General features: G+C 65.4%; 13 protein-coding genes. 5 read left to right on the top strand and 8 right to left on the bottom strand.

Annotation, left to right across the window (positions count from 1 at the left end):
• The first annotated feature begins 2 nt into the window (after window positions 1-2).
• From ACEQZ0_RS09095 to ACEQZ0_RS09085, 3 genes are all read left to right on the top strand, one after another.
• Window positions 3-461 (top strand): DUF2793 domain-containing protein, encoded by a 459-nt coding sequence (locus tag ACEQZ0_RS09095; RefSeq protein ID WP_370190530.1) that lies wholly within the window; start codon window positions 3-5, stop codon window positions 459-461.
• Between the two features lie 191 nt (window positions 462-652).
• Complete coding sequence (locus tag ACEQZ0_RS09090) at window positions 653-1,765, top strand: OmpA family protein (protein ID WP_370190528.1); 1,113 nt, start codon at window positions 653-655, stop codon at window positions 1,763-1,765.
• Between the two features lie 98 nt (window positions 1,766-1,863).
• Window positions 1,864-2,394, top strand: a complete 531-nt coding sequence (locus ACEQZ0_RS09085; protein ID WP_370190526.1) for a superoxide dismutase family protein — start codon at window positions 1,864-1,866, stop codon at window positions 2,392-2,394.
• Here ACEQZ0_RS09085 and ACEQZ0_RS09080 read toward each other — a convergent pair.
• The 7 genes from ACEQZ0_RS09080 to ACEQZ0_RS09050 form a co-directional block, all read right to left on the bottom strand.
• Window positions 2,391-4,034: an MFS transporter gene (locus ACEQZ0_RS09080; protein WP_370190524.1), complete on the bottom strand. Its 1,644-nt coding sequence runs from the start codon at window positions 4,032-4,034 to the stop codon at window positions 2,391-2,393. The two genes, ACEQZ0_RS09085 and ACEQZ0_RS09080, sit on opposite strands and share 4 nt — an antisense overlap.
• Window positions 4,035-4,038: 4 nt before the next feature.
• Complete coding sequence (gene queC, locus ACEQZ0_RS09075) at window positions 4,039-4,749, bottom strand: 7-cyano-7-deazaguanine synthase QueC (RefSeq protein ID WP_370190522.1); 711 nt, start codon at window positions 4,747-4,749, stop codon at window positions 4,039-4,041.
• A gap of 43 nt (window positions 4,750-4,792) precedes the next feature.
• Window positions 4,793-5,194: a DUF3617 domain-containing protein gene (locus ACEQZ0_RS09070; protein ID WP_370190520.1), complete on the bottom strand. Its 402-nt coding sequence runs from the start codon at window positions 5,192-5,194 to the stop codon at window positions 4,793-4,795.
• Window positions 5,195-5,293: 99 nt separating this feature from the next.
• Entirely contained in the window at window positions 5,294-6,208 is a 915-nt protein-coding gene (locus ACEQZ0_RS09065) for an Hsp33 family molecular chaperone HslO (protein WP_370190517.1), read from the bottom strand.
• A gap of 43 nt (window positions 6,209-6,251) precedes the next feature.
• On the bottom strand, window positions 6,252-7,181 hold the full coding sequence (gene argF, locus ACEQZ0_RS09060) for an ornithine carbamoyltransferase (RefSeq protein WP_370190516.1): 930 nt from the start codon (window positions 7,179-7,181) through the stop codon (window positions 6,252-6,254).
• 8 nt (window positions 7,182-7,189) lie between these two features.
• The gene (locus tag ACEQZ0_RS09055; protein WP_370190514.1) at window positions 7,190-8,377 is read right to left on the bottom strand and encodes an aspartate aminotransferase family protein; all 1,188 of its coding nucleotides are present in this window, start codon (window positions 8,375-8,377) and stop codon (window positions 7,190-7,192) included.
• Between the two features lie 146 nt (window positions 8,378-8,523).
• Window positions 8,524-9,291, bottom strand: a complete 768-nt coding sequence (locus ACEQZ0_RS09050; protein ID WP_370190512.1) for a cold-shock protein — start codon at window positions 9,289-9,291, stop codon at window positions 8,524-8,526.
• Between the two features lie 245 nt (window positions 9,292-9,536).
• Between ACEQZ0_RS09050 and ACEQZ0_RS09045 the strand changes: the two genes are divergently transcribed.
• The gene (locus ACEQZ0_RS09045; RefSeq protein ID WP_370190510.1) at window positions 9,537-10,349 is read left to right on the top strand and encodes a TerC family protein; all 813 of its coding nucleotides are present in this window, start codon (window positions 9,537-9,539) and stop codon (window positions 10,347-10,349) included.
• Window positions 10,349-10,789 carry a TIGR01244 family sulfur transferase gene (locus tag ACEQZ0_RS09040; RefSeq protein WP_370190508.1) on the top strand — a complete coding sequence of 147 codons (441 nt, stop codon included), beginning with the start codon at window positions 10,349-10,351 and terminating at the stop codon, window positions 10,787-10,789. The genes ACEQZ0_RS09045 and ACEQZ0_RS09040 overlap by 1 nt, the downstream gene beginning before the upstream one ends.
• On the opposite strand, the gene ACEQZ0_RS09035 is transcribed toward ACEQZ0_RS09040, so the two are convergent.
• Window positions 10,790-12,211: an amidohydrolase gene (locus ACEQZ0_RS09035; RefSeq protein ID WP_370190895.1), complete on the bottom strand. Its 1,422-nt coding sequence runs from the start codon at window positions 12,209-12,211 to the stop codon at window positions 10,790-10,792. It lies immediately after the preceding gene.
• Window positions 12,212-12,266 lie beyond the last annotated feature (55 nt).

Raw genomic sequence — 12,266 nt, 5'->3', positions numbered from 1 at the left:
TCATGACCGAGCCCATTGCTTTCGATGCCCAGTCCGCCCGCCACGCCTTGCCCCTGCTGGTGGCGGGACAGGCGCAGAAGGAATTCTTCGTCAACGAGGCCTTTGCCCGGATCGACGCGCTGCTCCACCCGGCCATCGAAGGCGAAGCGATCGAGCCACCTGCGGCTCCCCAGCCCGGCGAATGCTGGCTGGTCGCGGCTCCGGCGACCGGCTCTTGGGCCCAGCACGAGGAAGAGCTGGCAAGCTGGGACGGGACCCAGTGGACCTTCTGCGCACCGCATGATGGCATGATGCTGTTTGATGGGGCAACCGGCGCGCGGATCGTCTTTCGCAGCGGCTGGCAGCGGATCACACGCCCCGCCGCCCCGACCGGCGGGGCGGTGGTGGACAGCGAGGCACGCGCGGCGATCACGCTCATGCGCGACATGCTTGCAACACTCGGACTTTTTCCGCCCGCCTGACGGGAACCGCACCGCTCGCGCGTCGTTCGGCAGACATTGAATGGGCGAGAAATGCCGGAACCCATTCTAAGCGCGCGGGAAAAGCGGCATTAATGCAACAGTTCCCGCCGATTGTTTGCTTGCCACCTTGGGGGTTGAAAGATAGATATGTTCCACTCGGTGGCTCCAATTCGCAAAAAGGGGAAACTATAATGCGGAAATTCGTCATAGGAATGGCGATGGCCTCTACGGCCCTTGCATCGCCAGCCCTGGCAAAGGATGACAGCTGGTATATCGGTGGTGAATTCGGCGCTATGCTCGTCGAAGACGGCGATTTCACTATCAACAGCACCAACGACGCGCATGAAGTTAGCCATGAGGTTGGTTTCGATGGCGGTGGCTACGTCGGTTACGACTTCGGTGGTTTCCGTCTGGAAGCTGAAGTCAGCTATCGTCAGGCCGACATCGACAGCGTTGCTATCGGCGCCTCCGGCCTGCCCTTCTCCGGCGCTGGCCTTCTGACCGGCAATTACAACAACATGGGCGGCGACGCCAATTCGCTGTCGTTCATGCTGAATGGTCTTCTCGACTTCGGCCCCGACGACGGCCTGCAGGGCTATGTTGGCGGTGGTGTGGGCGTAGCGCGTACCAAATATGAGCTTGCGCCCTTCTCGAACACCGCTCCGTCGGTCGACGATTCTGACAGCGGTCTTGCCTGGCAGATCCTCGCGGGCGTTCGCGCGCCGCTGACCGACAATATCGACGTCGGCCTGCGCTATCGTTACTTCAACGCGCAGGACGTGCAACTGGTCGATATCGGCGGCAACGCGCTCGAAGACACCTTCACCAGCCACTCGCTGATGGGCACGCTCGAATACAACTTCGGGGCTCCGCCGCCGCCGCCGCCGCCGCCGCCCCCGCCGCCGCCTCCGCCTCCGCCTCCGCCTCCGCCTCCGCCGCCGCCGGCGCCGGTCTGCGAGACGGGTCCGTACATCGTCTTCTTCAACTGGGACAAGTCGGACATCACTCCGGAAGCAGCGACGATCCTCGACAACGCGGTTTCGGCCTACGCCAACTGCGGCACCGCCGCGGTCATGCTGGCCGGTCACACCGACCGTTCGGGTTCGGCGACCTACAACATGGGTCTCGCCGAGCGTCGTAACGCCTCGGTCCGCAGCTACCTGACCTCGCGCGGTATTCCGGATGGCCGGATCACCAGCAAGGCCTTCGGTGAATCGCAGCCGCGCGTCCCGACTGCCGACGGCGTCCGCGAACTGCAGAACCGTCGCGTCGAAATCACTTACGGTCCGGGCTCGGGCATGTAAGCGAAGGCGACACGCCAAAACATCGAAAGGGGCCGGAGCAATCCGGCCCCTTTTTCGTTGGCTATCCAGGACTCGAATTCACCCACGAAAGGACTGCCATGACCGCCGCCCGTCTTGCCCTGCCCGCGCTTGCCGCATTGGCCCTCGCCGGCTGTACCACTGTCGAATCGCTTCCCACCGACCGCGTGGGCGAAGCGCGCCTGACCTTCGCCAACGGCCTACCTGCCGGAACCGTCCAGCTCCTGAGCAATGGAAACACGGTCAGCGTCGCGGTGGCAGCCGTCGGCCTGACCGAAGGCGAGCATGGCTTTCACCTGCATGCGATCGGCCAGTGCGAAGCGCCCGATTTCAAGAGTGCCGGCAGCCACCTCAACCCCGGTCGGGCCACGCATGGCGCACTATCGCCGGGTGGCAAGCACCTCGGCGACATGCCCAACTTGAAGGTCGGGGCGAACCGCACCGGTAGCGCCGAGGTCGCGCTCGACGGAAACGCGCGCACCGTGCTGGGGGACATTTTCGATGCCGACGGCACCGCCGTGGTGATCCACGCCGGCCCCGACGACTATCGCACCGATCCGGCCGGCGATGCCGGTGCGCGAATCGCCTGCGGGGTGGTGAGGCCGGTCTAGACCTCCTCGCCTGCTGCCCGCGCCCGTTCGACCACCGTGGCGCCGGCAGCCGGGACAAGCTTCAGCGCTAGCAGCAGCAGCGCCAGACCGAAGGGGGCCGCAATCAGCGTCGTCAACATACCGGTGCTCAAGCCGCCCGCGCTGACCGACGAAACATAGCCCGCCAGGAAGGGGCCGATCCCGAGCCCTATAAGCGTCGTCGACAGGAAGAAGATCGCGGTCGCCATGCCACGCATCCGCGGCAGGACAAGAGCCTGGCTGCTGGCCGCTGCCGCGCCCAGCGCCGATGCAGAAGTCATCTGCGCGAGGAAGCTCGCGATGTAGAAGACCAGAAGGCTGTCGGTGGTATAGGCGACTACGATCGGCGGCAGCGAGGCGAGCAGGCCAAACAGCACGACCATCACGCGGCCGTTGGCGAATTTCTCGAGCAGGAGATCGGCCATCCGTCCGCCGAGGATGACCCCGAGAAATCCTGCCAGTGCCGATGGCGCGCCGAGGAACCAGCCGAGGTCGGTCTTGTCCGCGCCGAGAACGCGCTCGGCATAGGGCGCCCCCCAGTACGAGGCCGCATAGGCCATGAATGCGACGGTACCGTAGCCCAGCACGACACTGAGGAAGGCAGGCGAACCCCATGTGAGGCGGAATGTCGGCAGGTCGCGCGTATGCAAGGCCGTCGCCCAGCTGAAGACTGCGTAATAGCCGACACCGAGGAACAGCCATTGATCGCTGACGGGTAGCCCTGCCGCCGACAGGCCGATTGCCTCCGACAGATACGCCGATGCGCCCGGAGTGATCGATGTGAGGAAGATCGCCAGCGCGGAAAAGCCGGCCAGGCCCAGGAGGTTGACCGCGAATGCTCGCGGTCCGCGCTGGATGGCTCCGAGCAGGGTAAAAGGCGGAATGACCTGGAAGAGCTCCTGGAAAAATCCGCGGAAGGGCCTCGGGTTCTCCGGCGTCGGAAGTCCGTCGATCGCCCCGCGCACCGGTTCGCGCAGGGTCAGAACCCACAGCGCCAGCAGCAGGCCCGGAAGGCCGACGGACAGGAAGGCAGCCTGCCAACCCACCAGGCCAAGCGGGCCGCCATCGGGATAGGCCTTGTTCCAGTTCTCGACAACAAGGCCGCCGATCAGCAGCGAAATGCCGCCGCCGATGTACAGGCCGCTCGAATAGATCGCCAAGGCGGTGGCGCGCAGCCGCGCGGGAAACCAGTCGGAAATGAGCGAGTAGGCCGAAGGGCTGGCAGTCGCCTCGCCCACACCTACGCCCACGCGCGCGGCGGTCAGTGTCCCGGCGTTCTTGGCGAAGCCCGAGAGCGCGGTCATCGTCGACCAGAGCGCGAGGCCGAAGCTCATCAGCCGGACGCGCTTCCAGCTGTCCGCCAGCTTGCCCAGCGGAATGCCGAACAGCGCATAGAAGACCGCGAAGGCGGTGCCGTAAAGAAAGCCGAGGTAATCGTCCTCGACGCCCAGGTCGGCCTTGATGTCGTTGGCGAGGATCGAGAGGATCTGCCGGTCGATGAAATTGAGGACGTAGATCAGGACGAGGACGCCGAGCGCGTACCAGCTGTAGGCCGGGACCTTGTCCGCCCCCCCGCCGGCTGCGGTCTCGGCAGGCGTGGCGGCATCCTTCGCTTCGGTCAAATCCCTACTCCGTCAGTTCTGGGGCATCCTTGGAATAGGGGGTCGTATCGACAAGCCCCGCTTCGGCAAAGCCTTTTCGCCGCAGACGACAGGAATCGCAGGCCCCGCAGGCCAGCCCTTCGGGCGTCGGATCGTAGCAGGACCAGCTCCACGCCGGATCGAGCCCGAGCCTGTGGCATTCGCGCGCGATGTCCGCCTTCGTCATGTGCTGCAGCGGCGCATGGATGGTGAAGGGCTGGCCTTCGACCCCCTGCTTGGTGCCCAGCCGCGCGGTCTCGGCAAAGCTGGCGATGAATTCGGGGCGGCAATCGGGATACCCCGAATAGTCGAGCGCGTTGACCCCGATGAAGATATCGCGCGAGGCGGCCGTCTCGGCGAAAGCCGTGGTCAGCGCGAGAAACACCAGGTTGCGCGCCGGGACATAGGTGACGGGGATGTCGTTACCGACGCCTTCCTTGGGTACGGCGATGTCCGCCGTCAGCGCCGAACCGCCGAATTGGCGCAGGTCGAGAGGAAGCTCGACATGGCGTTCGACACCAAGTTTCTCCGCAATCGCGCGTGCCGACTGCAGTTCACGAACGTGGCGCTGGCCATAGTCGATCGTCAGCACATGCAGCGCATGTCCGCGCTCGCGCGCGATCGCTGCGGTGACCATCGAATCGAGCCCGCCCGACAGCAGGACGACGGCGGGACCTGGGAGAGCTGATGGGGTCATGCCGCCCCGCTATGCGCGAATGCGGCTTGCTGCAAGCCGGGGCTCAGTTGCAGGTACCGGTCCGTCGCGCTTCGGCGGTGAACTGGAACGGCTTGCCCCCGGCAATACCCTGACTGTCGAGCTGGACTAGGCTGGAAGATTCCTTGCGGATATGCGTCCGGCCATAGCCATTGCCACGGCAGGTATATTGCACGGTGACTGTGTCGGCCTTGTCCTCGATCACGAAGCGGTTGCAGTCGCCTTCCGGGTGCCGCAGCTGGATCAGCTCGCGCCCCGTGCGGACGCAGATCTTGCGAACCCCGCTCCCGTCGCGGAAGCGCACTTCCCAGCCACCGTTTTCGAGGCTGTCGAGCATCGCCAGCGATACTTGCGCCACGACCGGCGCGGCGAGGGTCGCAAGCGATGCGCCCAGCACCGCGATGAGGACTGCCCGTTTACGAGCCATAGTGGAATTGACCTTTCGTCCGTGAAACCAGACGCGCCCGTGATTCGCCGTTACTACAGCACATTCACGCTGAACCGTAGTACAACAACGACACGCCGTTCACACTTCGATCCCGAACTGCTTCGAGCAGAATGCGCAATCGACCAAGACGATCCCGTCTTCGTTGCGCATGTCCTCGCGGTCTTCCTCGGGGAAGCGTTCGAGCACCTCGCGGTAATGTTCGACCGAACAGCGGCAGCCACGCGTAATCGCAGCGCCCGGCTGGACGCGCACCTCTTCCTCTTCGTGGAACAGGCGCCAGGCGATCGCTTCGAGCGACAGGTCCGGGTCGAGCAGTTCTTCGTGCCGGAGCGACCCGGCGAGGATGGCGACGTGTTCCCACTCCGGGTGGTCGAGCTTGGCGTGGAGCCGCTCGCGCCCCTCTTCGCCTTCGGGCAGATGCTGGACCAGCAGGCCTGCCGCGCGCACGCCGGCCCCGTCCGAGCGCACCGCGCAGCGGATTAGCGTCGGCACCTGTTCGGACTGGTAGAAATAGCGCTCGCATGCTTCGGCCAGGCTGTCGCCCTCCAGCGGAACGATCCCCTGATATCGGCCCCTGCCGCCCGCGAGATCGAAAGTGATCGCGAGATAGCCTTTGCCGAACAGCGCGAAAAGCGAGGGATTGGCGCCCAGTTCGGCCAGCGCCGCGGCGTCGAAATCGACATAACCGCGCAGCTCGCCGCCCTTGTAGTCGCACACCAGCAGGCGCACCGCGCCGGCTTCGGTCTGCGCCTGCATGGTGACCTGAGAACCGTCCTCCTTGACCAGCCCGCCCATCAGCACCGCCAGCACCAGCGCCTCGGCGAGGAGATGCGTGATCGGTGGCGGATAGTCGTGTGCGGCGAGGATTTCGTCGAGCGTGCTGTCGAGCCGCACGAGGCGGCCACGCGCATCGCGCGAGGGGATGGTGAAGGCGAGCAGTCGACCGGCGTAGGTCTCCGGCGAAGTGTCGGGAGTGGCGTCCATCGGCGCCATATGGGGCCGGTCCCGGCCGAATGGTAGGGGCCGCGCCGCCCTGTCAGATTTTATCGAAAGCCCACAGCAGCACCGACTTCTGCGCGTGAATGCGGTTTTCCGCCTCGTCGAACACCACCGAGCGCTCGCTTTCGAAGACCTCGACGGAGACTTCCTCGCCGACATGGGCGGGTAGGCAGTGGAGGAATTTGGCGTCCGGTTTCGCGCAGTCCATGAGCCCCGCCGTGACCTGGAACGGGGCCAATGCCGCGATCTTGTCCTCGGCATGGTCCTGCCCCATCGAGACCCAGGTGTCGGTGACGACGATGTCGGCACCCGCAGCGGCCTCGTACGCATCGGTGGTCAGCGTCACCGTGGCGCCGCCGGCGCGCGCCATCGCAACGAATTCCGCATCGGGCCGGTAGCCATGCGGTGTCGCCACACGAACATTGAACTTCATCAGGCCCGCCGCCTCGAGGATCGAATGCAGGACATTGTTGCCATCGCCCAGCCAGGCAAGCTCGAGCTCGGGCAGGGCCTTGCCGTGCTCGACGATGGTCAAGAGGTCGGCCACGATCTGGCAAGGGTGCGAACGATCGGTCAGGCCGTTGATCACCGGCACGTCGGCGAATTGCGCCAGTTCCTCGGCCTTGGCATGGTCGTCGGTCCGGATCATGATCGCATCGACCATGCGGCTGAGCACGCGCGCGGTATCGGCAATCGTCTCGCCGCGCCCAAGCTGGCTGGTTCCCGATTCGAGGATCAGCACCGAACCGCCAAGCTGGCGCATCGCAATGTCGAAGCTGACCCGCGTACGGGTCGAATTCTTCTCGAAGATCATGCCGAGCACATGGCCCGCCAGAGGCGCATCGGCATCGGGCCTGCCCTTGGGCCAGCCGACCCGCGCCGCCTTGCGGTCCTGCGCATCGTTGATCATGGCGGCGATCGCATCCCCGCCTGCATCCGAAAGGTCGAGGAAGTGCCGCATGCTCATCGCTCGGTTCAATCCGCCGGATCGTAGCTCGCGGCACCCGCCGAAAGCTTGTCGAAGAATTCGTCGAATTCGGCATCGCCCGCCACCAGCGGCGGCAGGACGCGCAGCGTGTTGTCGCCCGCGGCAACGGTCAGCAGCTGGTGCTTGTCGCGCAGGTGGACGAAGAAGGGTCGGCTTTCGACCTTCATCTTGAGGCCGAGCATCAGCCCCTTGCCGCGCACCAGCTCGAAGAGCTCGGGATAATTGCCGATGAACTGTTCGAGCCGCGCGCGCAGGCGTTCGCCCTTCTCGGTGACCTCGGCAAGGAATTCGTCGTTGGCGACCGCTTCCATCACCGCCTTGCCCGCCGCCATGGCGAGCGGATTGCCGCCATAGGTCGAGCCATGCGTGCCGAAGCCCATGCCGCGCGCGGCCTTTTCGGTCGCGAGGCAGGCGCCGAGCGGGAAGCCGCCGCCAATGCCCTTGGCAGTGGCCATGATGTCGGGCTCGATACCATAGTGTTCGTAGGCATAGAGCTTGCCGGTGCGGGCGACGCCGCACTGAACTTCGTCGAACACCAGCATGAGGTCGTTTTCGTCGGCGAGCTGGCGCAGCCCGCGAATGAATTCCTCGCTTCCCGGACGGATGCCGCCCTCGCCCTGGATCGGCTCGACGAGGAAGCCCGCGGTCTTGTCGCTCATCAGCGACTTGGCATGCTCGAGATTGTCGAACTCGGCATATTGGAACCCGGCGAGCAGCGGCATGAAGCCCTTGTGCATCTTCTCCTGGTTCGACGCGCTGATGGTTGCCATCGTGCGGCCGTGGAAGGCATTGGTGAAGGTGATCAGCTCGGTCCGGTTCGGATCGCCGCCTTCGTGCTGGTGATAGGCGCGCGCGGTCTTGATCGCGCATTCCACCGCCTCTGCGCCCGAATTGGTAAAAAAGACGGTGTCGGCGAAGGTCTTGTCGACCAGCATCTGCGCCAGTTCTTCGCCCTGCGGACTGCCATAGAGGTTGGAGACGTGCATCAGCGTCTCCGCCTGGCGCTGGATCGCGCCGATCAGCCCGGCATGGCTGTGGCCGAGGAGATTGACCGCGATGCCGCTGGCGAAGTCGAGATAGCGTGTGCCGTCCTCGTCGATCAGGTGGCAGTGCTCACCCTTGACCGGGCGCACCCCGCAGCGGGGATAGACGGGCATCAGCGGCGAAATCGACATGGGTCCTCCAGCGGCACCTCTTCGTGGGTGCATTCTCGGGTGAAAGACAAATGGCGGTCCCCGAGAGGAACCGCCATCTGCGTGTTTGCCAGCGATCTATTGCGTCTCGCGCGCCGGGTCAAACCGGTTCGCGCGGGGCGCGCGCCTCACCCCTCCACGGGGACGAGGTTGACCGCCGAATACTTGCCGCGTCGATCGACCTCGAGGTCGAATTCGTAGCGTTCGCCCTCGTTGATCCCGGCCAGGCCGGACCGTTCGACAGCGCTGATGTGGACGAAGGCGTCAGGCTGGCCATCGTCACGGGTCAGGAAGCCGAATCCCTTCATCGAATTGAAGAACTTGACCGTGCCGGTGGCCTTTTCGCCGGTCAGCTCGCGGCGGGGCGCGCCAGCCGGAGCGCCGCGTTCGCCACGATCACCGCCGCGCGACTGCACGGGAATGACGTCGCCGACGACCTGCAGGTCCTGTGCCGAAACCTTCCCGCCGCGATCGACGAGGTTGAATTCGAGTTCCTGCCCCTCGGCCAGGCCTTCGAGGCCCGCGCGTTCGACCGCGCTAATGTGGACGAACACGTCCTCACCGCCGGTTTCCTGCTGGATGAAGCCGAAGCCCTTCTGGCCGTTGAAGAATTTGACCGTGCCCTTGCCGGTGCCGACGACCTGTGCGGGCATGCGGTTGAAGCCGCCGCCCCCGCCGCCGCCGCCGCCGCGGTTGCCGCCGCCGAAACCGCCACCGCGATTTCCGCCGCCGAATCCACCGCGATCGCCCCCGCGGTCACCGCCGCCGAACCGATCGTTCTGAAACGCTTCGTGCGGAGCGAAGTCGGACGGGGGTCCGCCGAAATTGTCGAAACCGTCCTCGCCGAAACCGTCGCGCTTGTCCCGTCCGCGGCGGCGCCCTCTGTCGTAACCCATAAGTCGAACAATACCTTGTCGCGCAGCCTGCAAGTCGGATGTCGGCGGAAAGGAAGGCTGCATTCCCCCCGTCGCGGATGAGCACGAAACCCACCCTTGCCCATTCGTCATAGCGCGAAAGACGGCCATGCGCGAACAATTTAGCGGCAGAACCCAGCAAACCGCAGAAATGTGACATTTTCGCATGGCGATTTTGGCGTTCATAACGGCTTGAATGCGGCGGGCCGCTTGGGCACAGAGGCCACATGGAACTGATTGCACTGTTCGCAGAGCCCGCCACCTGGCTCGCCCTGCTCACGCTGATCGCGCTCGAGGTCGTACTCGGCGTCGACAATCTCATCTTCATCGCGATCCTGTCGAACAAGCTGCCCGAGGAGCAGCAGCAGCGCGCGCGGCGAATCGGCCTGGCGCTGGCGCTGATCATGCGCATCGGCCTGTTGATGCTGATCGGCTGGCTGGTGACGCTGCAGACGCCGATCTTCGATCTCGGCCTGGTCGGCACTCCCAACCAGTATGGCGAACCGAGTTTCGAGACGGCGTTCTCGGGCCGCGATTTGATCCTGCTGGTCGGTGGCCTGTTCCTGTTGTGGAAGGCGACCAAGGAAATCCACCATTCGATGGAGCCCGAAGACGATTCGGGCGACCTGCTCGACAAGACCCCCGGCGTGGTCGACGCGGCCAAGGCCACCTTCGGGGCGGTCATCGCGCAGATCGTGGCGATCGACATCGTCTTTTCGGTCGATTCGATTCTCACCGCGGTCGGCATGACCGACGACATTCCGATCATGGTCGCGGCGGTGGTGATTACCGTGGGCATCATGATGGTCGCCGCCGACCCGCTCGCCAAGTTCATCGAAAAGAACCCGACGCTGGTCATGCTGGCGCTGGCCTTCCTCGTGATGATCGGGCTCGTGCTGATCGCCGACGGGTTCGGCTTCCACGTTCCCAAGGGCTATATCTACGCCGCCATGGGCTTCTCGGTCGGGGTCGAACTGCTCAACATGATGCAGCGCCGCCGCCGTGCGACGAAGCAGGCGCGCGCGAAGGGTGAGGCGTGATGGCCCGATTTCGCAAGCTGTCCGACGATTTCTATGCCAGCCCGCAAGTAACGCCGGGAGAGATGTCCGAAGCCGCGGCGATGGGCATCGCGCTGGTGGTCAACAACCGTCCCGACGGCGAGGCGCCCGACCAGCCGCCGGGTGCGGATATCGAGGCGGCAGCGCGCGCAGCGGGGATGGACTATCTCGCCATTCCGGTGGGCAACGCCGGCTTCAGCGAACCACAGGTCGAACGCCTGCAGCAGGCGCTGGCCGGAGCATCCGGCCCCGTACTCGGATTCTGCCGCTCGGGCACGCGTTCGACGCTCTTGTGGTCGCTCGCCCGCGCGCGCTCGGGCGAGGACCCGGAAAGCATCGCCGACGCCGCCGCCGCGGTCGGCTATGATGTCACACCCGTGCGCCCGGCAATGGACATGTTCGCCGCCCGCGGGCGCAGCTGACTACTGCCGATAGTCGAGCGGCGGCTGGCGGTCGCCGAGCAGCGATTCATAGACGTAATCCTCGCCTCGCGCGGCGATGAACTCGGCCTTTGCGGTCTCGCGCAGTGCCGGGTTGGTGTAGAGTTCCACCGCCGCCAGGACCATGGCCTTCGCCGCCTGCTGCGTGCCCTTCGCGCCATAGCTGTGCCCGCTCGCCGCAACCGCCTGCCAGCTGTGTGCGGCAGTACCCGGGACCCAGGTCGCCGTGCGCACGCTGACCGTGGGTACCGCGCGGCTGACATCGCCGACATCGGTCGAACCGTAACCGGTGAGAACGGCGTAATCCTCGACCTCTTTCGCCTGCGCCAGGTCGGGCGCGTCCTCGCCGAGGCTCTCGCGGATCCTCGCCGCCCACGCCAGTTCATCAGCGGTGTATTCGATCGGCTCGAGCTGCCGCAGCTTCTCGGTCATCATCCTCTGGAGCGATTCGAGCGGCAGTGTCGGATTGTTGCCGTGGATGATTTCCCAATCGACCTGCGTGCCCGTGCCCATCGCCGCGCCCTTCGCCGCGGCTTCGAGCCGCGGCCACAGCGCGCGCACCTCGTCGGCATCCGAATGGCGCACGTAATAGAAGACCTCGGCGAAGTCGGGGACGACGTTGGGTGCCTTGCCGCCATCGGTGATGACATAGTGGATGCGCGTATCCATCGTGGTGTGTTCGCGCATCATGTTGACCATCATGTTCATCGCCTCGACCCCGTCGAGTGCCGAACGGCCGCGTTCGGGCGCGCCTGCCGCATGCGCCGAGACGCCGTGAAAGCGGAACTTGCCCGAACGGTTGGCGAGGCTCATGCGCGAGGCGGCCGAATTGGCATCCGAAGGGTGCCAGTCGATCACGAAATCCGCATCGTCGAACAGGCCCGCGCGCGCCATGTAGACCTTGCCCGAGCCGCCTTCCTCCGCGGGCGTTCCGTAAAGCCGGACGCGGCCCGGCGTACCGGTCGCCTCGAGCCAGTGCTTGATGGCGATCGCTGCGGTGAGCGACCCGGCCCCGAAGAGGTTGTGCCCGCAGGCATGTCCGGCGTGCTTTTCCGCCAGCGGATCGCGCGTGGGCGCGGTCGACTGGGTGATCCCCGGAAGCGCGTCGAACTCGGCTAGCAGGCCGATCACCGCCCCCCCGGTTCCCCATTCGGCGACGAAGGCCGTCGGAATCCCCGCGACGCCCGAGCGGATAGCGAAACCTTCGTTCTGCAATTCGTCGACCAGCAGCCCGCTCGACCGCGTTTCGAGATAGCCGAGTTCGGCATAGTCCCAGATCTGCTTGGCGACCCGCGCGGTGCGGTCCTGTTCGGCCTCGACCTGCGCCAGCGGATCGGTCGCCTGGGCAAGGGCCGGCGCGGTGAGAACAGCCGACGCGGCGGCAAGAACGGCAAAAGCTTTCATCATCGTCTCCCTGTTGCGCCTTGCTTGCCGGAAAGCGCGGCGCGTGCCAACGCTT

The organism is Qipengyuania sp. (assembly GCF_964227205.1).
GTDB lineage: Bacteria > Pseudomonadota > Alphaproteobacteria > Sphingomonadales > Sphingomonadaceae > Qipengyuania.
The sequence above is the reverse complement of the archived record's forward strand: the minus strand, read 5'-3'. Positions and strand labels throughout refer to the sequence as shown.